The following is a 25337-nucleotide window of genomic DNA, read 5'->3' on the forward strand; positions in this document are numbered from 1 at the left end:
CCTTAATGCTTAGTCTTGATACTAAAAATAAGAATTAATCGACTCTACGCGTGCCTTGCTCATCGAGGCGACACACGTGGGCAAAGCCACCTACCTCAGTTAAATAATGCTGCTCTAACCAGGCTTTAGCGGCATTTGCCGTGGCTAAATCATCGGTAATCGAAAACAGCGTTGGCCCACTGCCCGAAATCCCCGTAGTCAACATGCCTAAATCGGCTAAAGCAACTCTGGCATTGTCGTAACCCGGAATCGCAGCTGCGCGATAAGGCTCGGCTAACACATCTTTTAATACGCTGATTGCAAGCTTGGCATTCTGCTGATAAGAGGCATGTACAAAGGCACTTAAATAACGACCAAAATCGATAGTGACACATTTATCGTATTGATCAGGCATGAGTTTACGCATCATCGCCGTCGAAAGTGAAATCCCAGGATAGGCCACAACCCAATACCATTCTTTAAAACTCGGTATCGCTTCACATACAGTGCCCGGCACATTGAGCATCAATTGCATGCCGCCCAAATAACAGGGGGCGACGTTGTCATAGTGCACACTGCCGCTGATCTTACCTTCAAACTCGCCCATCAGTTCCAGCAGGGCTTGCTCGTTATAAGGTCTGTCAAAATGTTCATTCAGTGCATATAACGCCGCCACGACTGAGCTTGCACTCGAACCTAAACCACTGCCGACGGGCAGGTTCTTTTCCAGTGTCAGCGCTACGCCTTCATCTGCTTTACCAATCGCTTCTAAATACTCCTTACTCAGGGCGGTTAAGAAGAATTCGGCACATTGGTACACTATATTGTCTTGCGGATTTTCAGGCAGTTTATGGGCCCAAGCACCGGTTTGCGCCAGACTCACACCCGATTCTGCCGCCGCGATAGTCACTCTGTCGCCGAGTAAACTGCCATCGATAGGCGCTAAAGCGGCGCCCAGTAAATCAAATCCGACTCCCACGTTACCCATAGAGGCTGGAGCGTAAACGATCAAACTCATACACTCACCTCACGAGTCCAATTCAAGGTTCTTAATACATCGGCAAAGGCGCCAGCGGCGGTCACTTCCGTTCCTGCGCCATAACCGCGCAGCACAAACGGAATGGGCTGATAATAACGGCTGTAGAATGCCAAGGCATTTTCGCCGCCTTTAACACTATAAAGAGGATCCTGTGCATCGACTTCGGCGATACGCACTCGGCACACACCATCCTCAATTTGCCCCACATAACGCAGCACTTTTCCTTGGGCTTTGGCCTGCACCACTTTAGCAGCAATCGCCGCATCAACCTGCGGCAAACGCGCCATAAAGCTCTCAACATCACCTGAATCGTCAAATGCGGCTGGCAATACAGATTCAACCTGCACGTCACTGAGTTCTAGCTTTAGTCCCACTTCACGGGCAAGAATGAGCACCTTACGCGCCACATCCATACCACTCAAATCATCACGGGGATCTGGCTCAGTAAAACATTTTTCCCGCGCCAGACCTGTCGCTTCAGACAGTGTCATGCCGTCATCGAGCATGCCGAAGATAAAGGATAAAGAGCCCGATAAAATACCATTAAACTTATGCAGTTTATCGCCCGCAAATAACAGCTTTTTCAGGTTATCGATAACAGGTAAACCCGCGCCGACTGTGGTTTCGTATAAAAATTGGCGACGCTGTTTTAAGGCTGTTTGGCGAAGTGCTTGGTAATAAGCATAATCGCGAGTGTTCGACTTTTTGTTAGGTGTGACCACATGCAAACCTGAGTTCATCACATCCAAATACAGATCCGACACTTGCTCGCTCGAAGTACAATCCACCAGCACAGGATTCAGTAATTGTTGCTCTTTCGCCCACGCCAGTAACGCTGGGATATCACAGGTTTGCTGACTATCGGCAAGCAAGCTAGACCAGTTGCTTAAATCGATGCCTGCGCTGTCGAGTAACATCTTGTTCGAATTCACTATGCCGCAAACACGGATACTGATGTGCTGCTCTTTGAGCATGGCGGACTGTTGTTTTATCTGCTCAAGCAGACCAGCACCCACGTTGCCGCATCCCACTAAAAACACATCTAAATATTGCTGCACATCGAAAAAGCCTTGATGACAAGCCGCCACCGCATGCTTAGTCTTACGCTGCTCGATCACAGTCGAAATTGAGCGCTCGGACGATCCTTGGGCGATGGCGATAATGTTCACACTCGCCTGCGCTAACGCTTGGAAGAAACGCGCCGCCACCCCTTTATGGGTGCGCATGCCATCACCAATCAAGGACACAATTGCCAGCTCATGGCGCATAGCGATAGGCTCAAGTAAATCACTTTTTATTTCTAATTCAAATTCTTGCTCTAATGCCCACTTCACTTTGGCCGAATCAGACGTGGCCACACAGAAGCTAATGCTGTATTCAGAAGAACTTTGAGTGATTAAAGACACAGATACGCCGCTGCGGGAAATCGCCGCTAAAGTGCGGCTCGCCATGCCAACCATGCCTTTCATGCCTGGGCCTGAAATATCGAACATGGTCTGGTTATCTAAATTGGAGATAGCTTTAACCTGTAAGCCGGTTTCATCGGCTTGGTTTGATACCAGAGTGCCGGGCGCATCAGGGTTAAAACTGTTTTTGATATAACAGGGAATATGGAACTGGGCGATAGGTGCAATAGTCTTAGGATGCAACACCTTAGCACCAAAATAGGAAAGCTCCATAGCCTCTTGATAGCTCAGTTGTGACAACAACTTAGCATCGGCAACCACCCGTGGGTCGGTATTATAAACACCGTCAACATCGGTCCAGATTTCACAACTTGAAGCATCCAAACAGGCGGCGAGCACGGCAGCAGAATAGTCAGAACCATTACGGCCTAACGTCACCACTTTGCCCTGTTCATCGGCGGCGGTGAATCCTGGCATCACCCATACGCGTTTTTCACCTAGCGCCAACGCGCGAAACCTTGGCTTACTCACAACGATATCAACGACAGATTCTAACGGACGACCACGACCTAAAAATAAGGCGCGTGGGTCAAGCTGAGCCGAAGTGATCCCCTTAGAAATCATCACTTGTTCCATCAAGGCTGCTGATAAACGCTCACCTGCAACCACGATTTCGGCGCGGATACCATCGGGACATTCTTGCAGTAATCCGATACCACGTAATCTATCCTGCCAGATCACCAGCTGGGCATTGAGTCCAGAAAAAAGCTGTTCGCTTTGCTCACTCGACAACACTGAGTTAACGGCGTCTTGGTACAGTGAAGTAAATACGCGCTCAACGTGCTGCAACACAGGTAAATAATCTTCACCTTTAACGGCAACGTCGACCATTTCTAATAAAGCATTCGTCACAGTTGCAGGGGCCGATAGCACAGTGGCTATGGGTTCAAGCTTAGATGACTGAGCAACGATATCCGCTGCCATCGAGAATCGCTGCCAATTTGCAAGCGAGGTACCACCAAATTTCATTACTTTCATCTTGTTCTCCTGTACCGCGCCCGACTTAGAAATAAGAGCTAGAAACAAAAAAGCCCGCTTCTTTGTGGGAAGCGGGCTCATTGTTAAAATTCTTTAGGGTGTATCAGCCCGCCCCCACTATTGTTGTAGTGGTGGTTGTAATAATGGTAGTTACTACGAAACCTAGGCTATGCATGTGTTTGGGCTAATCCATGTTAATTTCTTGATAAACAGAATTGCTTTTTTTACCCGCGCTTGTCAACCCCTAATATGGATTATTTATCAGCAAATCTTCACGCTCGATAAAATACTGTATCAAGATTAGTTAATATAAAGTTTTCTAGGGGTAAAAATGCGATTTATGCAATAGATAACTGTTGACGTTAACGTAATCAAACAGGAAATCTATTATAAAATTACTTGTTTTTCAGTTAATTATTTATAGTTCACTTTTAACTAATACGTTATTTGTTCTACCTCATCACTCAGGCCAAATTGACAGGCTAACGCGCAAAAATCACATTACACATGCTGCACCGCGTAAAACAGGCTTTAATCTGCCGAAAAAAAAGCTGTGCGATATCTAACATAAGCCACTTCAAATTATCGCCAGCACTAAAAAAGCACGTTATTATGCGCGCACATTCCGAACCGGAGGCGATATGAAGATCACTCAACACAGCGCGGTAACCATTCATTACCGTTTATCAGATCAAGAAGGCAGACTATTAGAAGACTCTTTCGACTCTGAACCTATGCTATATCTACACGGCACTGAAAACTTGATCCCAGGTTTAGAAGCCGCATTAGATGGTAAAACCAAAGGCGAAAAACTCGATGTCACTATTAGTGCCGAAGAAGCCTATGGCCCTTACCACGATGGCCTACGTCAAGCCGTGCCATTAGAAGCCTTTGGTGATATCGAAGATATCGTCCCAGGCATGCGTTTCATCGCCGAAACTGAAATGGGTCAACGCCCAGTCCAAGTTATGGAAGTAAAAGACGATGTTGTTATCGTCGATGGCAACCATCCTTTAGCGGGCCAATCGCTCAACTTCAGCGTCGAAATCGTTGACGTTCGCGAAGCCTCTGCCGAAGAAATCGCCCATGGCCATATTCACGCTCAAGGCGGTTGTGGAAGTCATGGACATGATCACGACCATGGCGGTGGATGCTGTGGCGGTTCAGGTAAAGAAGAAGCAGGCGGCTGTTGTGGTGGTTCAGACCACGATCATGGACATCACCATGAAGAGCATGAAGCCTGTGACACACCTAAAACAGGTTGTGACGGCAATGGCGGCTGTGGTTGCCGCGGCTAGATACAGATTGATGCTCAAGGTGAGCTAGAAATAGTTTATCCCTAAGCGGTTGAACTGCAATAGTTTAACCTTTTAAGATGCACGCCCTTAATTTAAGGTCGTGCATTTTTTATACACAAGCGTTTATACTATTCGTAATAGATAAATAACTGACTGGTAAATTGAAGTATTCAATTTTTATATGAATATTTTCAATTAGATATTGATATCAACCTGAGTTAAGCGACGGAGTGCTTATGTTAACCAAACCCCTTTACGAAATTTTGCCTTTTGGCTACATGGCGCTCGGTAGTTCGAGTTTTATTGCACTCGACATCAACTATGCCCTAGTTGCGGCTACAGTAGTGTTCGTCTTAGGTGCGAGGATCTATGTTATGCGTTCTCAAAACCGTCGAACAGACTCGGCAAGGCGACGTAAGTCGGGCTATCTTCCCGAAATGATTTATAACTTCTTACCTTTTATCTATCTCATAGCGGCATTGGCTATCTTTAAATTCCTTCCCAAGGACCTTTACCCTATTGTGGCTATCTGCTTACTCAGCTACGGCTTATATATTCTGGTGCGTCGTTCACTCTATCGTCGCCATAAGCTGCCCATCACGCCTTAAGGCAGAGTTCTATTCACCAAAACAAGCGCAAATGATGTCCACAGGGCTTGTATCCATGTGGGCACTAACCAATCAAATTTTGAACTCTCGCTCTATGCTCCGGAGACATATTTTTCAAGTAATTAGAACAACGTGTGATCGTCGCAATACTCACTTCATATTCTGCAGCTATGTGCCTTTGGCTCATATCCCCATCCAATAACAACTGAAATACCTTTAAGCGTCCGGCAACCGCACTACGCTCTTCTTCGGTTAACAGTAAATGAAACAACACAGAAAGATCTTCATAATTGCTGTGGCTCAAAATTTTTTCTAATACTAGATCCCAGTTTGCTCGCATAATAACCCTCATAAGTACTGTTCAAGCATTACATAGGCAGTCTAACAGATTTACTCTACATACAAATAACTTGTTACGTTTAGTCATCTTATCCAGACAAAAACTGACAAAAATGCTTCTAGTACATCAAGTTAATTTGTGTACAATAGAAGCGCAATGTCACACTTCGACGCTAATTTGTGAGAATACGATGAAAAAATTACTACTTACTCTCGTTGCCAGTACTCTATTGGCTTCAGCTGCACAGGCACACAATTTCGAAGATTCTAAAGATGCGATTGAATACCGCCAATCTGCATTTGGTCTTATTGCTTATAACTTTGGCGATATGGCTGCCATGATGAAAGGCAAAAAACCTTTCGAAGCGGAAACCTTCGCAATGCGCGCAACGAATGTTGCTGCATTATCAAAAATTCCTTTCGAAGGTTTTATTGATGGCTCAGACAAAGGCGATACTGAAGCCTTAGCCAAAGTTTGGCAAGACAGAGCTGATTTCGATGCAAAAATGAAAACTTTCCAAGAGAATGCAGCCATTCTTGCTACTGTTGCTCAAAAAGGTGATCAAGCTGAAATCAAGCAAGCCTTTATGAATACAGGAAAAAGCTGTAAAGGTTGTCACGACGTTTATAAGAAAGACTAGTTCTATTTAGTTTTTCGTCCATCAAAAAGCCTGCTAATTAGCAGGCTTTTTGTTACTCAAACACTCAGCGTAAAACTATAGCACTTGCACTATCGGCCACATTAAATACACAAAGACTACAGCCGCTAATACAGCCAGCAGCACTAAGGCAAACCACTCTGACTTGAATGTAAGATCACGATTCACGCTTGATGACAGTGCCACCTTAGAGACCTTCTTGTAGCCACTGAGCATAGCACCAACTAACTTATCGCCCTTGATAGCATGGATAACCACTGCCAGTACATGAATAGCACTCAGCGCTAGGATAAGGTTAAAGTTCATCTTATGTAGCCAAGTCAAAAATCCACTGGTATCTGAACTGACATAGCTATAGAGCGGACCTTCGGTAAAAATATCATCGGTCGCAAAAAGGCCTGTGACTAATTGCAGGCTAATGATCCCAATCAGTGCGACAACCATGTAGCCACCAATAGGATTGTGCCCCAGCACAACGGAGACTCCCTTCGTTTTGATTGCTTTCAAGTAGTCGAGCACAACCTTAGGGTGATGAACAAAGTGGCTAAACCTTGCCGTATCGCTACCAATGATCCCCCAAAGGATCCTAAATCCAATGAGGATAAGCAAACTATAAGCAAAAATTTGATGCCACTGCATTTCGCCAGCGTCAGCACTCCACCATAAAAGTGCCAACAGACACACCATGCCCCAATGGAAAATTCGCGTGGGTAAATCCCAGACCTTAATCTTAACGTGTTCAATATTCATAAAATGGGCAAACTCAAAGTGAACGAATGAAATAAGTTGAGGTATTTTATCGGGATTTGGGATGAAACTTAAAGTAAATATAAGTAAATAAGGGCAAAGACTGCGGAGTTATCCCATCGAATATGACCCGATTTAGCAGGCAATACAAGGCTTTTTGGCCAGGAATTATTGATATTTGTCTAAGTGATCAAATATCCAACGAACAGTAACTAACTGGCACAAAAATGTGATCTAGATCTCGTTTTATAGTGCAGACCTTGGTAATCTGAAATCCAAGGAAACAACAGAAGGTTCGAAATATGCTAAAGATTACTAGCAAGCAACTTGAAGTCACATCTCCTATTCGCGAACGTATTGAAAGCCGTTTCGAAAAACTTTCAAGGCATGATGTGCAAATGATAAATCCCCATGTAATCATTACGGAGGAGAAACCTGGTTTCAAAATTGAAGCATCGGTTGGCATCCCAAATGGAGAACTCTTCGCTCAAGCAAAACATGAAAATTTATATACTGCGATTAACGCTATGGGCCAAAAATTAGAGAAGCAGCTCAATCGCATAACACACAAACCGGAAGCACAACGTTCCACATCATTAACACCGACTAATAATATTGTTGAAGTTGACGACGAGTACGAGGAGGAAGATGCGGCATAATTTAAGTTTAGTGAGTGCGAGAAACGCATCACTTTGAGAGCAATAAAGTAGAAATATTTAATCAGATCACAGTTTTTACAAAAGCTTAGTGCAATCATTTTAATGATGAAAAAAAACAGTTCGTTTGACTAAATACCTACTACACTTTACAAAGTGACAGCAAGAATCGAAGTGGTGCGAATTTAAATCGTTTCAAATTTTGATTTACATATATTGATTAACAGATATTAAGTTATAAATAACGTTACTGGATATAACTAAGGAGAACGACCAATCTAAGCTATATAGTTTTAAGCACTAAGGGTTTTAAGTTCTAAGATTTACTGTTAATGATTAATTTTACTTATAATTTCCACGTTCAAAAGCTCAACGTTATACTTTCAACTAGGTTCCACTTTCAATAGTAAGTTAGGAAAGGAGGCAACACAAAAGCAAACAATTTGAAAATATTGATATTGTTGATATTGTTGATATTGTTGACATTAGGTACAATCAAGTATGTTGGCATTCACTAAAAGTAGTGCTCAATTTTGACTGAATAACAGGATGTCCACCAGAAACAGGCGGCATTGCTGAATACCAGAGTAAACATAAGGAGCCGAGTACAGCGCAACGAGTACATTAGCGAAACATTTAACTATCAAATTTTTTACATCCACAATGGAGGCCCAAGTAAAAATAAACAAAAGTCACATTAACATAAGCTACATAACCAAAAGTGCTTATTGTAAAACGGGTCGGCACCAATTCGTGCTAAACACTGAGATAAATGAGGTAACAACTGTCACGCTTAGTTAGATGTAGATTAGTTATATGAAGTGAGTCATATTTACACTGATATGTAAGTTAGCATTTTTAGCGTGAGATTTAATGTAAGCGTTTAATGCAAGTGCAATACGTTGGTTTTATTAAAAGTTATTAGTTTACTTAGTGTTATTTGTATAGTAAAAACTGTAAACCGTATAAATGTTTATTTATGTAATGTGTTAATTTTTACCGTTAGTTGAGTTTTGATACTTTATAGAAACCTTAAATAATGTTTAATTATCAACTAAAAAGGAGGGCATCTAGACTTGACGAAAAATGCAATAACAGTAAATGAGAGTTTGTTATACGCTCCATGTATTAACACGTTAGGTTTTAAAGTGAAAAGTAATAACGTAAGTAGCAAGACCTAAGCGCATGACAAGGCTAAGCTGTTTTTACAGTAATATGTACCTAGTACAACTAATGAGCCGTAAATCGTTTATTTTAAATGTTTTTTTGTTAGTGTTAGTTTTTAATGTTATAGATCCATGTAGGTGTTAATTGTTAAAATATAAGTGCAAGACATGTCAACGTAAGTTCGCTGGTACTCAAAAAGCATAGTTTCAATGTTATACCCTATGCCGCATAAAGTACTTGTTAATGTTCATTGTAAATGCAAGTCGTTATCTAGTGAGTTGTTAACGTTTTACTGTTACACGTAAATGTAAGATAAACGAGTGTTTTACCTTGTCCCACACTGACCATAAGGAGGATAAACTCGCTTGACCATATATTCATACTCAAACCAGCGCACCCTCGGGTGCGCTTTCTTTTTAGTCTGTCTGTGAGAAAGTTTTGATTGACAGCTAAGCCCTAGCCCTTTAGTTTTAAGACCATGAAAATGATAACAGCAGCTTTTTTTACTTTCTTTTTTACACCCCCACTCTAGGAGGCGGATTTACTGTGTAAAAACGAAAGTAAAAATCCAAAGCCTCCCAACTGGGAGGCTTTTTTGTCTTAAACGATTGATAAAATACATGGCGGCAATTGAGGTCAGAATGCATACACCACAGCCTTTAAATCAAACCCGAGAGCAGATCACCCATCTGGATAATGAACTGCTGGCATTACTCGCTGAGCGCCGTCGCTTAAGTCTAGAAGTGGCCCGTAGTAAAGAAGTGGATGTCAGACCCATCAGAGATACTCAAAGGGAAAAAGAACTGCTCGCTAGACTGGTGAAAGAAGGCAGAGAAAAGGGATTAGATGCCCACTATGTTATCTCCCTTTACCAAAGTATCATTGAAGATTCAGTATTGAATCAACAAGCTTACCTTCACGGCCGTGCCAACCCAGAAACACAAAAACAACAATATTGTATCGCTTACCTCGGTGCACGAGGCTCTTACTCTTATCTCGCAGCAACCCGCTATTGCCAACGCCGCCAAGTTGAAATGCTGGACTTAGGTTGCCAAAGTTTCGACGAAATAGTGCAAGCCGTTGAGTCTGGGCATGCTGATTATGGTTTCCTGCCGATTGAGAACACTTCCTCGGGTTCAATCAACGAAGTCTACGATGTACTGCAGCACACCAGTCTATCGATCGTTGGTGAAACGACGATTGAAGTCAGCCATTGCCTACTAGGCAAAGCTGGCAGTAAATTAGCTGACATCAAAACTGTCTATGCCCACCCTCAGCCTATTAGCCAATGCAGCAGATATTTAAGTCAGCACAAAGACTTGAGACTGGAGTACTGCTCAAGCAGCGCAGAAGCGATGGACAAGGTGAATCAAAGCCCAGATAACAGCGCTGCAGCAATTGGTAGCGCCGAAGGTGGTGCACTCTATCAGCTAGAGTCTATAGAAGCGGGCTTAGCGAATCAGAAGATCAACCAAAGCCGCTTTATCGTTGTTGCCCGTAAAGCCGTCGCCGTGCCAGAGCAGTTACCCGCTAAGACCACATTGATTATGGCGACGGGCCAAAAAGCCGGTGCTTTAGTGGAAGCTCTGCTGGTTCTGAAGGCGCATCAGTTAAACATGAGCAAACTAGAGTCACGCCCGATCCCAGGAACACCTTGGGAAGAGATGTTTTATTTGGATATCGACGCGAATATCTCCAGTGAATCTATGCAGGCGGGTTTAAAGCAACTTGAGCGGATCACTCGTTTTATCAAAGTATTAGGCTGTTATCCTTGTGAAACAGTCAAGCCCACGCAGCTGAGCAACAGCCAGTTACTGATTGAACCTAGCACCTCTAAGGATCAAGTCATCAGTGAGAATGGAGCAAATACCAGCCCTGTTCGATATAGCAAAGCCTATAAAGAGCAAGCTAGTGAGATCAACTGCGGTGCAATGACAATCGGTGCCGGGCATGTCGGTGCCATAGCACAAATCACACTGAATAATGATATTTCACACTTAGCGTTATCGGCTTTCGAGCAGCAAGTGAAACAGCTTAAAGAAGCAGGATTCCAAGCGGTTCTGCTCAATAGCGTTAATCAAGTGGCTATGGCGGAAGTGACCCTAGCTAAACTGCGTCAAATCCTGCACCAATATGGTCTAGTGTGCATTATTGCCATAGAGCAAGAAGCCGATATGCCATTAGCCGTTCAGCACGCCGATATGCTGTTTCTAGCGGGTAAGCAGATGTTTAATCAAACCTTACTAACTCAAGCGGGTACGTTGCCAATACCTTTGATACTTGAACGTAACGATATGGCAAGTTTTGAAGAATTACTCACGGCAACAGAAGTGATCTTAAGCCAAGGCAATCAGCAACTGATCCTGTGTGACTCTGGCATTAGAACCTTAAATAACGCCAATCTACCCTCACTCGATTTGGCTAGCCTGATCCAGATTAAAGCCACGAGTCATTTGCCCATTTTGATCAACCCTAGCTATGCCGTTTCGGATGATGCCCTACTGGTTCAAACCCAAGGTATTAAGCAGCTTAAAGTGGATGGATTGATACTCAATTGCCCACTCGACAGCAATAATGACTCTGAGTCGCTTAACTTAATTAGCGCTGTAGTGCGGGAATTATATCGGGCGGTTTAAAACTTTGATCTTGAGTGATTTAATTTAAAGTGAAATGGTGTTAGTTCGAAGTGTATTCAGGGATAAAAGGCACTTATTTTATCCCTGATTGACTGAATTAAGCCTGCTAGTCAGCGTGATGACTAACAGGCTTAATATTGTTTACTATCGTAGCGCAATCATCCTTTATGCTTTTTCAGAAGCGCCGACAGCCCTCGATGGTTCGGTAACCGCATTACTCCTGCGAATAAGCCCTGTCATAGTCGAACCTTGTACTAGAATAGAGAATACGACGACGGCATAGGTCATTACTAACAATAGTTCCCGTAGCTCCACACCACCAATAGCATCTATGACAATCCCCTCAGGTAAACTCATCGCCATCGCGAGTGCTAATCCTCCCCTTAACCCCCCCCAAATCAGAATCGTCTCTGCATAGGGGTTGTAAGACTTAAACAACCTAAAGCCCAAATAAGGTAATAACACGCTCACGGCACGCGCCAATAATACCAATGGAATCGCCACAAACATAAACCACCACAATGGTGCTTTAAAAGTAACTAACAAAAGCAGTAAGCCGAGCAGTAGGAAGAGTAAAGCATTGAAGAAGGATTCAATCAGCGACCAAAATGTCAGTAACTTCACTCGCTCGTTGCGAGCAAAAAATTTAGGCACACTGAAATTACCTATGATGATCCCCGCGCTAACCATAGCTAAAGCTCCAGAAACTCCAAACACTTCCGCCATCACATAGCCCGCGGTTGGGATCAACAGTGTAACCAGCATCAATTGTGTTTCTTCCTCACAGTAGCGGAAAAAATGATGCAATAAAAAGCCAAGTATGCCGCCATAAATGACCCCACCTACCGCTTCACGAATAAATAACTCAGAGACATGGATAAATGTTAGTGGTTCAGTGGAAAAAGCAACTTGCGATATCGCCACAAAAATAACTAACCCTATGCCATCGTTAAATAAAGATTCACCTTCCACTTGGATAGCAATATCTTCCGGTGCGCCCATTTTCTTTAAAATAGCCAAAACGGCGATGGGGTCGGTTGGCGAGATCAAGGCGCCAAACAGCAAGCAGTGGCTGAGTTGTAGCGGTAGACCCAACATAGGTGCGATCCAAAATAACAGTCCTCCTATGATAAAGGTCGATAATAAAGTGCTGACAAAGGCGAGAATTAAAATCTCCCACTTCTGATGCCTTAGTATTTTTAAACGGATCTGCAATGCGCCGGCAAAGAGTAAAAAACCTAACATGCCATTGAGCAGCAAGGCTTGAAAATCGAGCTTCTCTAAGCCTGATACAAAATACAGATAAACATGTCCGCCTAAGGCCTTTCCCCCTAGGAGTAATAACAAACTCATACCTAGGGCGATAGCCGTAATGGCTACAGTTTCCTGCAATTTATGGACGCGTGAAGAGACAACCGAAGTGACTAGCGCCAAGGCGCAGAGGATACACAGAATTTGGTAACTGGACATAAGAGCCTCTAAAAATCATCAATTTAGAGACTCTAGCACAAGTTTAGATTTCTAAACCATCCAATAGACTTAACCACCCTTTAATGATCCTGTGGCAAAACCAAATGATCCCAAAGAGATAAATCGAAAGACTGAGCCAAGTTAACGGCACGCAATAGCCCAGCACTAACAAGCCAAGAAAGGCGACATTAGAATGCCGTTGCCAACGCAAATGCGACGCCAATAATGGATTACCATGGGATTGACGTTGGGAAACATTAATGAACAAACTTAGCAGCACGGGAAGTAATAATAAGGGAAAACCCGACATCAAGGCGTACAACAAATGCCCAAGAGAACGGTCTTCAATTTTTGCGGCATAAGTGGTTGTCATTGTCATTGAGAGACTCCAGCCAGACTAATGGACTGGGCGCAAACATCATACGCCCTTGTCATTAACCTTACGTTCTCACTGAGATAAGCGCAACTAAGGATTAGAAATATTTCCATCCATTTAAGAATAAGCCTGATAAGCCCAGTGTAACTGTCACTAATCAGCAGCGCGCTAGAGTTTAAGTGTCACATCGGATGTTAACGTTGTAGAGCAAGCTAGTACAAAACCCGCGTCAATTTCCGCGGCGCTGAGCGTCATCACACTCGTCGATACGGTTTCTCCCTCCAATACTTGGCATTTACAGGCGCCGCACACGCCCGAACGACAGGCAGCAATAATCGGTAATCCTTCAGACTCGATTCCCTCAAGTAAACTCTGCCCTTGTGTTAGCTTTGTGCTGCGATCCCCAATAGCTAAGTTAAAAATAGGCAAGGTAAAAGCCTCTGCTTGTGGATTATCATGCGTTTCAGTAGGTGAATTTGCTTGCATAAGCTGATGACGTGCGGCTTTCTCCGCGGTGGTAAAACTCTCATGGTGTAACTGACTCATATCAAAATTGAGTTCGGCCAATAACACTTTTACTGCCTGCATATAAGGCTCAGGCCCGCAGAGATAAACCGTTCGCTCAGTAACATCAGGCACTAAGGCTTGCAGCATCTGCGCAGTTAATCGCCCTATATCAAAGCTTATCTTTGGAGAGAATAAAAGTGATTCTGTCGCCGACTCCAGCGCATAACTGAGTTTGAATGCGTTAAAGCGGTTCGCCATCGTCTCCAATGATGATTTAAAGATAATATCGGCGTCTGAGCGCGCGCTGTGCACAAAGGCAATATCGGCATCAATTTGAGTATCAGTTAGATAACGTGACATCGAATACATGGGCGTAATGCCGCAACCTGCACTCAAAAACAAGTATTTCGCCGCAGGGATATCAACTAAGTTAAATTGCCCCGTCGGTTGCAGTACGCGCACACGCTGGCCTGGCTGCAAGTGATCAATAAGATAATTAGACACCAGTCCACCCGCCACACGCTTAATCGTCACCATCAAGGAATAGGGTCTCGATGGTGATGACGACAAGGTATAACTGCGGCACACTTGCTCGCCGTTAATCTCGAGCACAAAGGTCATAAACTGGCCGGGCTTATAGTCAAACTTCATCGGCTCGCCCGCCTGAAAACGAAAACTCACCACATCGATAGTTTCATTCCAGCGTTCAACGCACACCAGCTCACTTAGCCCTGCTCCGATTTGCGCTGGCCCACCGTCTACTGGGTTAACACTTTTGGGTTTATGGAGCGCTTTCGCCCCTGCCATCACACTCAAATTTATCGCATTCATTACATTTTTACCTGCAACACACTGCGGTTTTAACCCTCGGCAAAATCGAAATTAAAACCGCAGTTAAGCAACCACTCATTGCTGATTTAAGCCACAATATTCAGCGGACTTCAGCAATGAGCACCGACTGATTTACGCCACGTTCAACATGGTCTTTAAATCGGCCTCAACTGTGGTGGTATTGCGTAAGCCAAACTTCTCCTCCAAAATTTTGGCGAGATTGGCGGTTAAAAATGCAGGTGGTGTCGGGCCTGTGCGAATGTTTTTCACACCGAGTGACAACAGTGTCAGTAACACCACAATGGCTTTTTGTTCGAACCAAGAGAGCACTAAACTCAATGGTAATTCATTGATATCACATTCGAATACTTCAGCTAACGCAATCGCTAACTGAATCGCAGAATAGGCATCGTTACACTGGCCCACATCGAGCAAGCGTGGGATACCGTTAATATCACCAAATTCGAGCTTATTGAATTTGTACTTACCGCAGCCTAGCGTCAGGATTATTGAATCCTTAGGTGTGGATTTAGCAAGTTCAGTAAAGTAGCTTCTGTCGGCCTTGTCACCATCGCAGCCGCCAACGAGGAAGAAGTGTTTAATCGCGCCACTTTTTACATTTTCAACCACAGCTGGCGCTGCCGCCATCAAGGCATTATGGGCAAAACCAATGGTGATAGTGTGGGGGATTTCATCGTAGATAAAGCCTTCTAATGCTAACGCTTTATCAATCACAGCCGAGAAATCATCGCCTTCGATATGCACCACACCAGGCCAACCCACTATGCTACGAGTAAAGATACGATCGCTATAACTGCCAACATTGGGGTCGATAATACAATTGGACGTCATCACCACAGCGCCAGGGAAATTGGCAAATTCTTGCTGTTGATTCTGCCAAGCACTGCCGTAATTACCGACAAGCTGTGGGTATTTTTTAAAGGCAGGATACGCCAGTGCGGGCAACATTTCGCCGTGGGTAAACACATTGATGCCCTTACCGACTGTCTGCTCAAGGATAAGCTCTAAATCCTTCATATCATGACCAGAGACTAAAATTGCCTTGCCCTTAACGGACTTAGTATTCACAACTGTTGGCTCTGGATGACCAAAGGCCTGAGTTTCACCCGCATCCAGCATGGCCATTATGCGGTAGTTCAACTGACCAATATCCATCGCAGTGGTAAATAGTTTATCGCCATCGACACTCGGCTCACCTAAGAAAGACATGATTTCATGGAAGCGCCCTGCAACATCGGCATCAGTCTGTCCCAACACGCGAGCATGTTCCATATAAGCAGCCGCGCCCTTAAGGCCATACAAGCACAATAGTCTTAACCCCATGATGTCTTCATGAACGTCATGCTTATCTTTATTCAGCAGTGCAATCGGTGCCTGCGCTAGCATTTCAATCTTACTGGTCCCCAGCACTAACTGAGCGACTTGCGGCACTTGCTCAACGGCAATACCCGCTTGTTCACAAGCCGCTTCGTAAGAAGCTTTTAACTGAGCACGATAATGAGCCGCCTGCTGGGTATAGGCCATAATGCGCTCGTCATCGAAATTTACGTTGGTGAGGGTCGCGAAAAAGGCTTTAGGCACAAAACTATCAATTTCAGCATCGATAATGCCCAGCTCGCGGGCTTTAACCGCATACACAGACACGCCTTGCAGCATATAAATCAACAAATCTTGCAGATCAGACGTTGCCGCCAACTTGCCGCACATACCTTGGGAATAACTACAACCATTGCCAGCGGGTGTACGAATGGTTTGCTCACACTGAATACAGAACATGGATAGACTCCTAATTTAAATTCATGCTTTATTTTTGCATGTTTAAAACTAGTCTACCTAAACGCACCATAAGCGACAGTCATTTTTAGAATGAGATGCTAAATGTTAGAGAAAGATCACTTTAAGTGATCGCTAATATAAGCAATCAAACCTGCCAAAATCTCATAAAAAAACGCCCATCAATGATGGGCGTTTTAAAAAGTAACTTGTTATTTATTAATTGGTTTTCATATCATTTACCGATTGCAGCATAATACGACTTTCACGCTGAAATTGGGGAGCAAAATCCCCAAACCATTTAGCGACGGTTTGGAACTGCTTAATAAACTCGTCCCTGTCACCGCGTTTTAGCAGCTCCAACGCTTCACGGTAGTTATTTAAGTAATCGCCGATTGCATGTTGGCTATCTTGCTGAGCAAAAATAATATCGGCGTAAAGCTCTGGGCTTTGGGCGAATAATCGCCCTACCATAGCCAATTCTAAGCGGTAAATAGGCGAGCTAAATTGCAGTAAAGTATCAATATCTGCCTCTTCCTTGCACAGATTCAAACCATACACAAAGGTCGAAAAGTGACGCATTGCCTGCACTAACTGCATCGCACTGTCGTGACGTTCAGGCTCTGCTTCGACAATCCGCGCGCCCCATATTGCGATCTGCTCGAGTAACCATTGGTATTTATCAGGCTCACGTCCGTGGCACACCACCACGACTTGCTTCGCCAGACTGCCCACATCGGGACCAAACATAGGATGAAAACCTACAACCGGACCAGAATGCGCCTCAAGCATAGCGTTAACCGGCTCAGTCTTAATGGAGGTCAAATCTGCCAGAATGCAGTCTGCCGGTAATTGGCTCAGCTTTTCACGAATAAGCTCGCAAGTAATCGCAATCGGCACAGTCACTAACACCATTCCCGCATTGGAAAATAGGCTATCTGCTTGCTGCCAATCGTCTTTATCAAGCAACTCCACTTGGTAGCCTGATAGGGTCAGCATTTGTGAAAACAGTCCACCGAGTTGCCCTTTACCGCCGACAATCACCACAGATCCTAAATCTTTTTTAACCTGCTTAAAGCCAACATCTTTTTCATTGAGATAAGACTCACGCATCAAGCGGCGTAAAATATCCTCAATTAATTGCGGCGCAATCCCCATGTTTTTCGCTTCTTCGCGGCGTTTAGCGAGCATGGCGGCTTCACGCTGCGGTGCATAAATCGGTAAACCGGCGCCGTGTTTCACTGTGCCGACTTGCGCTACGAGATCCAAGCGCTTACGCAGTAAATGCAATAATTGCTGATCGACACCATCAATCAGACCGCGAAGATGTTCTAATTCGGCCGTTGTTTTTTCATTCATACTTGAGTCCATTAAGCTGTAGCAATTTACGCATTAGCTACTTTAAGCATATCGAAACGCGTTGGAAGTATTGAAGATAACTTCGCCGCGCCGTCACGTAAAATGGTTTCTGTTTTTTCCCAGTTAATACAGGAATCTGTCACAGATACACCATAAGCTAGCTCGCTTAATGGCTTATCACAGCTTTGATTGCCTTCATTTAAATGGCTTTCTAGCATAACGCCGATGATCGATTTATTGCCGTTATAAATCTGCTCGAATACATCTTCACACACAAGCTTTTGGCGGCTGTAGTTTTTGGATGAATTACCATGGCTACAATCGATGATCAAACGTGCATTGAGTTTAGCTTTGTGAAGTTGTGCCTCACATTCTGCCACACTTGCGGCATCGTAGTTGGGTGTTGCGCCGCCACGTAAAATCACATGACCATCGGGATTGCCCGCAGTTTGTAATAAGGCGACTTGGCCCTGTTGGTTAATGCCCATAAATCTGTGACTGCTGGCCGCCGACTTTAGCGCATTAATCGCGACATCGAGCTTACCATCGGTGCCATTTTTAAAGCCAACTGGCATAGAAAGACCCGATGCCATTTCCCTATGGGTTTGCGATTCAGTGGTGCGGGCACCGATGGCCGACCAAGTCACTAGCTCAGAAATGTACTGAGGGCTGATAGGATCAAGCGCTTCAGTGGCGACTGGTAGCCCTAATTCGGCTAACCAAATCATCAGCTCACGGGCCATTTTCAGACCTTTTTCGACATCGAAGGATTCATCCATATCGGGATCGTTGATCATGCCTTTCCAACCTACCGTGGTACGCGGCTTTTCAAAGTAAACTCGCATTAATATGTAAAACTCATCACTGAGTTCATCGTGCAGGGTTTTAAGCCTTAAAGCGTATTCCTTAGCGGCGGCGATATCATGGATGGAGCAAGGCCCGGTGACGATCAATACTCGATTGTCGCGCTTATGGACGATATCAGCCACGGTTTTGCGGGCATTGAGGATATAACGATAAGCATGCTCAGAAAGTGGCAAGGCATTTTTAAGCTCTTGCGGCGTGATTAAAACTTTCTCTGAACTAATGTGTACGTTGTTAATCGTATCTTGTTGCATGCTTACCACCTAAGACTTAGTGTTTAACCCAGTTGTCGAAGCAGGACTTCAAGTCAGCTTGGGCATTCATTTCGGAAGAAAAATAGCGTAAATCTATCGCAATGTACTTTTGTAATGCTACACCATTACAACCAGGCGACCACTATGCCTGTTCATTCTCTTTAGATCAAGTACAAATACTCAAAAAACAGCAACAAAAAACCGCCACTAGGGCGGTTTTCTGTGCGAACACTACGTCTTGTTTTCTGTAGCGGTAACTATTACTTAGTTGCCAGCTTCTCACGGATACGTGCAGATTTACCTGAACGATCACGCAGATAGTACAGTTTGGCGCGACGAACGCGACCACGACGCTTAACTTCAATGCTAGCGATCAGTGGGCTGTGCGTTTGGAAAGCACGCTCAACACCTTCGCCATTAGAGATTTTACGTACTGTGAATGCAGAGTGCAGACCACGGTTACGCTTAGCAATTACAACGCCTTCAAAAGCCTGTAAACGCTCTTTATCGCCTTCTTTAACACGAACCTGAACTACTACTGTATCACCAGCACCAAACGCAGGTACGTCTTGTTTCATTTGCTCATCGTTGAGCATTTTAATGATGTTGTTCATAACTTACTCCGTTCTAGAATTAACTGAGCTACGACTAAGCATGCTTGTTCATTGCTTCAACGAACTGCGCTAATAGAGTCGTTTGTTCGTCAGTCAGAGCTAGATTTTGCAATAATTCTGGCCGTCTCAGTAAAGTCCTACCAAGGCTTTGCTGTAAACGCCAGAGTCTAATTTGTTCGTGGTTGCCACTTAGCAGCACTGCCGGTACGTCAAGACCATCAAGGCTTTCAGGGCGAGTGTAATGTGGACAATCCAGTAAACCGTCGGAGAAAGAATCTTGCTCCGCCGAAGCTTGTTTTCCTAGCACGCCAGGAACCAATCTCGATACTGAATCTATCAGAGTCATCGCCGGTAATTCGCCGCCCGAAAGCACGTAATCCCCTATAGACCACTCTTCATCCACTTCCGTTTGAATGATGCGTTCATCAATACCTTCGTATCGACCACAGACCAAAATCAAACGTGATGATTGAGCCAACTCAGTGACGCCTTGCTGATCCAGCTTGCGTCCTTGAGGTGACAAGTAAATCACCTTCGCACCTTCACCCGCTGCGGCTTTCGCTGCATGAATGGCATCGCGCAAGGGTTGCACCATCATCAACATTCCGGGACCACCACCGTAAGGCCTGTCATCTACCGTATTATGTCTATCATGGGTGAAATCACGGGGATTCCACGTGTGCAACTCGAGCAGGCCGTTTTTCACGGCTCGACCCGTAACTCCAAAGTCTGTCACGGCACGGAACATCTCTGGGAACAGGGTTATTACCCCTAACCACATCTGTTGTACCTCGACTTAGAAGTCAGGATCCCAATCCACTAAAATCTGTTTACCTTGCAGGTCCACCGTTTTGATGAACTGCTCAGGGACAAAGGGGATCATACGTTCCACTTTGCCGAAACTATCTTTAGCGTTGGCTTTAACGAGTAATACGTCGTTCGATCCTGTTTCCACGATCTGATCGACAATCCCCATGTTATAGCCAGTTGTATTGACCACTTCGCAACCGATGAGATCACGCCAGTAGAATTCATCTGCTGGCAAATCGTTCATCTGTTCCGGCAAAATCGCAATCTCACAATTTGTGAGCATTTGCGCTTGCTCCCGTGTTTCTACGCCATCAAGTAAGGCAACAACGGCCTTGCCTTGATAACGCCACTGGGTGACCTTTATTTCGCGCCACTCACCATTTTCTTTAATAAGCCAAGGCGAGTAGTCAAAGATACCTTCAACAGAATCGGTATAGGCGGTGATTTTCAGCCAACCTTTAATGCCATGACAGGAGCCTAATTTCCCCAGTACGACTGGCTGTTGGTTACTGCTCATCAATCTATACCTTAACGCTATTAAGCAGTTGCTTTACGAGCGTCTTTGATCAATTTTGCTACGCGTTCTGTAGCAGCTGCACCGTTAGAAACCCAGTGCTCAACGCGAGCTAGGTCTAAACGTAATGTTTCTTCTTGGCCACGGGCCAATGGGTTGAAGAAACCTACACGCTCAATGAAACGACCGTCACGAGCGTTACGGCTATCAGCAACAACGATGTTGTAAAATGGACGCTTTTTTGCGCCGCCACGAGCTAAACGAATGGTAACCATGCGTTTTCAATCCTCTAATGATTTGCTTTGAAGCAAAAATAAAAACTGGAACCCCGTGTTCGCGAAGAGTCCCAGATAGAAAGCCGGAAGATTTTACCTGAGTTTCCAACTAATGCAACCAAAGATGGCGATTATTACGCCTGCGTCCTTCGTAAGCGGTTCATTGTTACCAGAGTCAACCGACTGATAAAGTGCTAGGTTTAACTAAAAATGTCCGATTAACGACCTGGAAATTTCATTCCAGGCGGCATCATGCCACGCATTCCGCGCATCATTTTTTGCATGCCGCCCTTAGCAGACATTTTTTTCATCATCTTTTGCATTTGCGTAAACTGTTTCAATAAACGGTTTACGTCTTGGATTTGCGTGCCAGAACCCGCAGCAATACGACGCTTGCGTGAGCCCTTGATTAAATCAGGGTTCTTACGCTCTTTGGACGTCATCGAATTAATGATGGCCTCCATTTGGCCTGTCATCTTGCCGTCTTGGATTTGCGCTAAGGCTTCTGGGGGCAATTGACCCACACCGGGCAGTTTTTCCAGCATGTTCATCATGCCGCCCATGTTTTTCATTTGCTGTAATTGCTCACGGAAATCTTCTAAATCAAAACTGCCACCCTGCTTCACTTTCGAAGCCAGTTTCATGGCCTTTTCTTTATCGACGCCGCGCTCAACTTCTTCGATAAGCGATAACACATCGCCCATACCCAAAATACGCGAGGCAATACGATCGGGATGGAACGGTTCTAACGCATCAGTCTTTTCACCGACACCGAGGAATTTAATCGGCTTGCCGGTAATATGGCGAATCGATAACGCAGCACCACCGCGGGCATCACCATCGACTTTGGTTAAGATAACTCCTGTCAGTGGCAAAGCTTCGTTAAACGCCTTAGCCGTATTCGCCGCATCTTGACCTGTCATAGCATCCACAACGAACAAGGTCTCAATAGGCTTGACCGCAGCGTGTAAGCCTTTGATCTCGTCCATCATGGCTTCGTCGACGTGCAGACGACCCGCGGTATCGAGGATCACCACATCGATGAACTTTAATTTAGCGTGGGCAATCGCCGCTTTCGCAATGTCGATTGGCTTTTGGCTAACGTCCGATGGGAAAAACTCCACCGCGACTTCTTGCGCTAACGTCTCAAGCTGTTTGATCGCCGCTGGGCGGTAAACGTCGGCACTGACAACCAATACCGATTTTTTATGGCGTTCGCGTAAAAATTTACCCAGTTTGGCCACACTGGTGGTTTTACCCGCACCTTGCAAACCCGCCATCATGATCACAGCAGGCGGCTGAGTGGCTAAATCTAAGGCTTCATTCGCCTCGCCCATGGATTTTTCAAGTTCACTTTGAACTATCTTAATGAAGGCTTGACCAGGGCTTAAGCTTTTAGAGACTTCTTGGCCAACGGCACGTTCTTTTACATTATTAACGAATTCGCGCACCACAGGCAGGGCAACATCGGCCTCCAGCAGTGCCATACGCACTTCGCGCAGGGTTTCCTTAACGTTTTCTTCAGTTAAGCGACCACGGCCACTGATATTTTTCAGTGTGCGTGACAGTCTGTCGGTTAGGTTCTCAAACATCGTCCTGTTCTATACCTTTAAGAATCTCGATTGATGGGCTGTATTATAACGATGCATGCGCATTATGCTACTGCTGCACCCATCTTGATTGTGGTTAAGTGTTTTACTTGCGCTGAGTCATGTTTTATTGTCGTTAACACACTATTTAACCCTAACAATAAGAATCTGCTAAATTTTGCAACTCATGTCACTGCCCATTTGCCGACAGCTCATGTTATTCTAGGGAAAATATTGATCTGTATGCCCCGTTTATAAGGCACCTTTAACTACACAAATAGGTTAATTACCCATGGTCATCTTTTCTGCCTCAGCCATGTTTTTTTATTGCATTGCATTGGTACTAGTGACGAGTCGATTGTTCCACCCCGACGGTCCGAATCGCCGCGCCGTCGCAGGCATAGCGGCCATTGCGGTCATTCTGCATGCTGCTGCATTATCCCAAGTGATTTTCACCACTGATGGGCAAAACTTTAGCCTGACGAACGTGATTTCCTTAGTGAACTGGATTATCGCCTTTACTTTTACAGTGTTGATGTTCAGGCTGAAGGTGATCGTCGTAGTGCCCGTGGTTTACGCCTGCTCTGTGCTCTCGGTAGCCCTACTCTGGTTATTACCGCCTAAGTTCATCACGCATTTTGAGCTTTATCCTGAAGTATTAGCCCACGTAGTATTGTCACTCATGGCCTACAGTGCCCTGATGATTGCCGCCCTGTATGCGATACAACTGGCGATGATCCAAAATAAGCTGAAGAAAAAACAATTTATGCTGAGCCCAGGCATTCCGCCACTGATGACAGTTGAGAAACAACTTTATCATTTAGTGATTATCGGCGTTATCTTGCTCAGTTTGTCACTCGCAACCGGCTTTATCTTCCTTGAAGACATGTTTGCAGATGGCAAAGGTCATAAGGCAATCCTGTCGATAATGGCTTGGTTTGTATACATAACTATGTTGTGGCAACAGTATTGGGTCGGCTGTAAAATTCGTACCGCAGTCATTTACACTTTGACTGGCGCCACCTTACTTTCGCTCGCTTATTTTGGCGCGCGCATTGTCAAAGAGTTAATCCTCAACTAAACATTTAAGTCGGCAAAGGCAGTTAATGCCGCTGCCGACTTGACACTTTTTTTAAATGTCGGTATTTACTTAAGTTTACTGGCCATATTGGAGCCTTTTTTGGACGCTATATCGACAAGCGCACTCCTGATCGTTTTACTAGTGCTTATCCTATTCTCTGCCTATTTCTCAGGCTCAGAAACCGCCATGATGACACTCAACCGTTACCGTCTACGCCACTTAGCCAGCAATGGCCATAAAGGGGCGATTAGAGCTTTGAAGTTACTTGAGCGTCCTGACCGTTTGATTGGTTTGATCTTAATCGGCAATAACTTAGTCAATATTTTAGCATCGGCTATCGCCACCATTATTGGTATGCGTCTCTGGGGGGACTTAGGTGTCGCCATCGCTACCGGTGTGCTGACACTCGTTGTACTGGTATTTGCTGAAGTCACCCCCAAAACCATCGCCGCACTAAATCCCGAACGTATCGCCTTCCCCTCCAGCATACTGCTGCGCTGGTTGTTGATCCTATTAGCGCCCTTAGTGAAAGGCGTTAACCTCATCACGTCAGGTTTTTTACGTTTGATGGGAATTAAAACCGTTAATAGTAGCGATGCTTTAAGCCAAGAAGAGTTACGCACTGTCGTACATGAAGCGGGGGCACTTATCCCCCAACGTCACCAAGAAATGCTGTTATCTATCCTAGATTTAGAGAAAGTCACCGTTGAAGACATTATGGTGCCGCGCTCGGATATCTACGGGATTAACGTCAATGACGAATTTAAAGTCATCAATCGCCAGGTGATCCAAAGCCCGCACACCCGAGTGTTAGTGTATCGCGACACAGTTGACGATGCGGTGGGCTTTATTCATTTGCGCGATGCCCTGCGATTACAATCGAAAGAGCAATTTAGTAAGTCATCTCTGCTGCGCGCGGTGAAAGAACTCTATTTTGTGCCTGAAGGTACGCCACTCAATGTGCAGTTGGCTAACTTTCAACAGAACAAAGAGCGCATCGGCTTAGTGGTTGATGAATATGGTGACATTCAAGGTCTGGTGACGCTCGAAGATATTCTCGAAGAGATTGTCGGCGACTTTACTACTTCAATGTTAACCACGCCGAGTGAAGATATCAAAGTGCAGCAAGATGGCAGTTACTTAGTCGATGCCAGCATTACCATTCGCGATTTGAATAAAGAAATGAAGTGGAACTTCCCGACCGACGGCCCTAAAACCCTCAACGGTCTGATCCTAGAATACCTAGAGGAAATCCCCTCAGCTAACACGAGTTTACGTTTAGCCGGTTATCCCTTAGAGATTATCGATGTGGCAGAAAATATGATTAAAACCGTGCGTATTATACCGCTGCATTATCACCCGCCTAGAGCTTAGCTTTCGATTTTCCCCATAAAAAATCGGCCGAACCACATACTAATATGTCGTTC

The 25337-nt window shown here is 44.8% G+C and carries 22 protein-coding genes and 1 other annotated feature; of the genes, 7 read left to right on the forward strand and 15 right to left on the reverse strand.

Features of this window, described 5'->3' with window-relative positions:
* Positions 1-34: 34 nt before the first annotated feature.
* Both thrB and thrA read right to left on the reverse strand, forming a co-directional pair.
* Positions 35-997, reverse strand: coding sequence for a homoserine kinase (gene thrB, locus Q4Q46_RS01270; protein ID WP_311905034.1), 963 nt, complete (start codon positions 995-997; stop codon positions 35-37).
* Positions 994-3462: a bifunctional aspartate kinase/homoserine dehydrogenase I gene (gene thrA, locus Q4Q46_RS01275; RefSeq protein ID WP_311905035.1), complete on the reverse strand. Its 2469-nt coding sequence runs from the start codon at positions 3460-3462 to the stop codon at positions 994-996. The genes thrB and thrA overlap by 4 nt, the downstream gene beginning before the upstream one ends.
* A gap of 641 nt (positions 3463-4103) precedes the next feature.
* Between thrA and slyD the strand changes: the two genes are divergently transcribed.
* Together slyD and Q4Q46_RS01285 are read left to right on the forward strand one after the other, a co-directional pair.
* A complete protein-coding gene (gene slyD, locus Q4Q46_RS01280; protein WP_006085085.1) occupies positions 4104-4760 on the forward strand; it encodes a peptidylprolyl isomerase in 657 nt (218 codons plus the stop codon).
* Between the two features lie 236 nt (positions 4761-4996).
* Complete coding sequence (locus Q4Q46_RS01285; RefSeq protein WP_011846179.1) at positions 4997-5368, forward strand: hypothetical protein; 372 nt, start codon at positions 4997-4999, stop codon at positions 5366-5368.
* Between the two features lie 64 nt (positions 5369-5432).
* Here the strand turns inward: Q4Q46_RS01285 and trpR are convergent, their stop codons facing one another.
* Positions 5433-5708: a trp operon repressor gene (gene trpR, locus Q4Q46_RS01290; RefSeq protein WP_012588255.1), complete on the reverse strand. Its 276-nt coding sequence runs from the start codon at positions 5706-5708 to the stop codon at positions 5433-5435.
* Positions 5709-5898: 190 nt separating this feature from the next.
* Here trpR and Q4Q46_RS01295 point away from each other — a divergent pair, with 190 nt between their 5' ends.
* A complete protein-coding gene (locus Q4Q46_RS01295) occupies positions 5899-6348 on the forward strand; it encodes a c-type cytochrome (protein ID WP_006080801.1) in 450 nt (149 codons plus the stop codon).
* 75 nt (positions 6349-6423) lie between these two features.
* Here the strand turns inward: Q4Q46_RS01295 and Q4Q46_RS01300 are convergent, their stop codons facing one another.
* On the reverse strand, positions 6424-7116 hold the full coding sequence (locus Q4Q46_RS01300; RefSeq protein ID WP_063884545.1) for a cytochrome b/b6 domain-containing protein: 693 nt from the start codon (positions 7114-7116) through the stop codon (positions 6424-6426).
* 299 nt (positions 7117-7415) lie between these two features.
* Between Q4Q46_RS01300 and hpf the strand changes: the two genes are divergently transcribed.
* On the forward strand, positions 7416-7772 hold the full coding sequence (gene hpf / locus Q4Q46_RS01305; RefSeq protein ID WP_006080799.1) for a ribosome hibernation-promoting factor, HPF/YfiA family: 357 nt from the start codon (positions 7416-7418) through the stop codon (positions 7770-7772).
* 1647 nt (positions 7773-9419) lie between these two features.
* Positions 9420-9536: a sequence feature (Phe leader region), on the forward strand.
* Positions 9537-9577: 41 nt separating this feature from the next.
* A complete protein-coding gene (locus tag Q4Q46_RS01310; RefSeq protein ID WP_311905036.1) occupies positions 9578-11572 on the forward strand; it encodes a chorismate mutase in 1995 nt (664 codons plus the stop codon).
* Between the two features lie 165 nt (positions 11573-11737).
* On the opposite strand, the gene Q4Q46_RS01315 is transcribed toward Q4Q46_RS01310, so the two are convergent.
* From Q4Q46_RS01315 to ffh, 11 genes are all read right to left on the reverse strand, one after another.
* The gene (locus tag Q4Q46_RS01315; RefSeq protein ID WP_311905037.1) at positions 11738-13042 is read right to left on the reverse strand and encodes a cation:proton antiporter; all 1305 of its coding nucleotides are present in this window, start codon (positions 13040-13042) and stop codon (positions 11738-11740) included.
* 43 nt (positions 13043-13085) lie between these two features.
* Positions 13086-13421: a hypothetical protein gene (locus Q4Q46_RS01320; RefSeq protein ID WP_006080796.1), complete on the reverse strand. Its 336-nt coding sequence runs from the start codon at positions 13419-13421 to the stop codon at positions 13086-13088.
* Between the two features lie 165 nt (positions 13422-13586).
* Complete coding sequence (locus tag Q4Q46_RS01325; RefSeq protein WP_311905038.1) at positions 13587-14756, reverse strand: FAD-binding oxidoreductase; 1170 nt, start codon at positions 14754-14756, stop codon at positions 13587-13589.
* Between the two features lie 132 nt (positions 14757-14888).
* The gene (hcp, locus tag Q4Q46_RS01330; protein ID WP_311889404.1) at positions 14889-16553 is read right to left on the reverse strand and encodes a hydroxylamine reductase; all 1665 of its coding nucleotides are present in this window, start codon (positions 16551-16553) and stop codon (positions 14889-14891) included.
* Between the two features lie 216 nt (positions 16554-16769).
* Positions 16770-17909 carry a bifunctional chorismate mutase/prephenate dehydrogenase gene (gene tyrA / locus Q4Q46_RS01335; RefSeq protein WP_311905039.1) on the reverse strand — a complete coding sequence of 380 codons (1140 nt, stop codon included), beginning with the start codon at positions 17907-17909 and terminating at the stop codon, positions 16770-16772.
* Positions 17910-17935: 26 nt separating this feature from the next.
* Positions 17936-19027, reverse strand: a complete 1092-nt coding sequence (locus Q4Q46_RS01340) for a 3-deoxy-7-phosphoheptulonate synthase (RefSeq protein WP_311899198.1) — start codon at positions 19025-19027, stop codon at positions 17936-17938.
* 260 nt (positions 19028-19287) lie between these two features.
* Positions 19288-19641, reverse strand: coding sequence for a 50S ribosomal protein L19 (gene rplS, locus Q4Q46_RS01345; protein ID WP_006080791.1), 354 nt, complete (start codon positions 19639-19641; stop codon positions 19288-19290).
* Between the two features lie 34 nt (positions 19642-19675).
* Positions 19676-20422 carry a tRNA (guanosine(37)-N1)-methyltransferase TrmD gene (gene trmD, locus Q4Q46_RS01350; RefSeq protein WP_028760810.1) on the reverse strand — a complete coding sequence of 249 codons (747 nt, stop codon included), beginning with the start codon at positions 20420-20422 and terminating at the stop codon, positions 19676-19678.
* 15 nt (positions 20423-20437) lie between these two features.
* Positions 20438-20968 carry a ribosome maturation factor RimM gene (gene rimM, locus Q4Q46_RS01355; RefSeq protein ID WP_006080789.1) on the reverse strand — a complete coding sequence of 177 codons (531 nt, stop codon included), beginning with the start codon at positions 20966-20968 and terminating at the stop codon, positions 20438-20440.
* Positions 20969-20988: 20 nt separating this feature from the next.
* Positions 20989-21240, reverse strand: a complete 252-nt coding sequence (rpsP, locus tag Q4Q46_RS01360) for a 30S ribosomal protein S16 (RefSeq protein ID WP_006080788.1) — start codon at positions 21238-21240, stop codon at positions 20989-20991.
* 218 nt (positions 21241-21458) lie between these two features.
* Positions 21459-22832 (reverse strand): signal recognition particle protein, encoded by a 1374-nt coding sequence (gene ffh, locus Q4Q46_RS01365; protein ID WP_006080787.1) that lies wholly within the window; start codon positions 22830-22832, stop codon positions 21459-21461.
* Between the two features lie 289 nt (positions 22833-23121).
* Between ffh and Q4Q46_RS01370 the strand changes: the two genes are divergently transcribed.
* Both Q4Q46_RS01370 and Q4Q46_RS01375 read left to right on the forward strand, forming a co-directional pair.
* Positions 23122-23910, forward strand: a complete 789-nt coding sequence (locus Q4Q46_RS01370; protein WP_006080786.1) for a cytochrome C assembly family protein — start codon at positions 23122-23124, stop codon at positions 23908-23910.
* Between the two features lie 99 nt (positions 23911-24009).
* Positions 24010-25284, forward strand: a complete 1275-nt coding sequence (locus tag Q4Q46_RS01375; RefSeq protein ID WP_106651789.1) for an HlyC/CorC family transporter — start codon at positions 24010-24012, stop codon at positions 25282-25284.
* Positions 25285-25337 lie beyond the last annotated feature (53 nt).

Source organism: Shewanella vaxholmensis (assembly GCF_031932135.1).
Taxonomy (GTDB): domain Bacteria; phylum Pseudomonadota; class Gammaproteobacteria; order Enterobacterales; family Shewanellaceae; genus Shewanella; species Shewanella hafniensis.

What these genes read in the sequence shown, in the direction of transcription:
- thrB (WP_311905034.1), bottom strand. Translation starts at nt 997, where the DNA reads ATGAGTTTGATCGTTTACGCTCCAGCCTCTATGGGTAACGTGGGAGTC.
- thrA (WP_311905035.1), bottom strand. Translation starts at nt 3,462, where the DNA reads ATGAAAGTAATGAAATTTGGTGGTACCTCGCTTGCAAATTGGCAGCGA.
- slyD (WP_006085085.1), top strand. Translation starts at nt 4,104, where the DNA reads ATGAAGATCACTCAACACAGCGCGGTAACCATTCATTACCGTTTATCA.
- Q4Q46_RS01285 (WP_011846179.1), top strand. Translation starts at nt 4,997, where the DNA reads ATGTTAACCAAACCCCTTTACGAAATTTTGCCTTTTGGCTACATGGCG.
- trpR (WP_012588255.1), bottom strand. Translation starts at nt 5,708, where the DNA reads ATGCGAGCAAACTGGGATCTAGTATTAGAAAAAATTTTGAGCCACAGC.
- Q4Q46_RS01295 (WP_006080801.1), top strand. Translation starts at nt 5,899, where the DNA reads ATGAAAAAATTACTACTTACTCTCGTTGCCAGTACTCTATTGGCTTCA.
- Q4Q46_RS01300 (WP_063884545.1), bottom strand. Translation starts at nt 7,116, where the DNA reads ATGAATATTGAACACGTTAAGATTAAGGTCTGGGATTTACCCACGCGA.
- hpf (WP_006080799.1), top strand. Translation starts at nt 7,416, where the DNA reads ATGCTAAAGATTACTAGCAAGCAACTTGAAGTCACATCTCCTATTCGC.
- Q4Q46_RS01310 (WP_311905036.1), top strand. Translation starts at nt 9,578, where the DNA reads ATGCATACACCACAGCCTTTAAATCAAACCCGAGAGCAGATCACCCAT.
- Q4Q46_RS01315 (WP_311905037.1), bottom strand. Translation starts at nt 13,042, where the DNA reads ATGTCCAGTTACCAAATTCTGTGTATCCTCTGCGCCTTGGCGCTAGTC.
- Q4Q46_RS01320 (WP_006080796.1), bottom strand. Translation starts at nt 13,421, where the DNA reads ATGACAATGACAACCACTTATGCCGCAAAAATTGAAGACCGTTCTCTT.
- Q4Q46_RS01325 (WP_311905038.1), bottom strand. Translation starts at nt 14,756, where the DNA reads ATGAATGCGATAAATTTGAGTGTGATGGCAGGGGCGAAAGCGCTCCAT.
- hcp (WP_311889404.1), bottom strand. Translation starts at nt 16,553, where the DNA reads ATGTTCTGTATTCAGTGTGAGCAAACCATTCGTACACCCGCTGGCAAT.
- tyrA (WP_311905039.1), bottom strand. Translation starts at nt 17,909, where the DNA reads ATGAATGAAAAAACAACGGCCGAATTAGAACATCTTCGCGGTCTGATT.
- Q4Q46_RS01340 (WP_311899198.1), bottom strand. Translation starts at nt 19,027, where the DNA reads ATGCAACAAGATACGATTAACAACGTACACATTAGTTCAGAGAAAGTT.
- rplS (WP_006080791.1), bottom strand. Translation starts at nt 19,641, where the DNA reads ATGAACAACATCATTAAAATGCTCAACGATGAGCAAATGAAACAAGAC.
- trmD (WP_028760810.1), bottom strand. Translation starts at nt 20,422, where the DNA reads ATGTGGTTAGGGGTAATAACCCTGTTCCCAGAGATGTTCCGTGCCGTG.
- rimM (WP_006080789.1), bottom strand. Translation starts at nt 20,968, where the DNA reads ATGAGCAGTAACCAACAGCCAGTCGTACTGGGGAAATTAGGCTCCTGT.
- rpsP (WP_006080788.1), bottom strand. Translation starts at nt 21,240, where the DNA reads ATGGTTACCATTCGTTTAGCTCGTGGCGGCGCAAAAAAGCGTCCATTT.
- ffh (WP_006080787.1), bottom strand. Translation starts at nt 22,832, where the DNA reads ATGTTTGAGAACCTAACCGACAGACTGTCACGCACACTGAAAAATATC.
- Q4Q46_RS01370 (WP_006080786.1), top strand. Translation starts at nt 23,122, where the DNA reads ATGGTCATCTTTTCTGCCTCAGCCATGTTTTTTTATTGCATTGCATTG.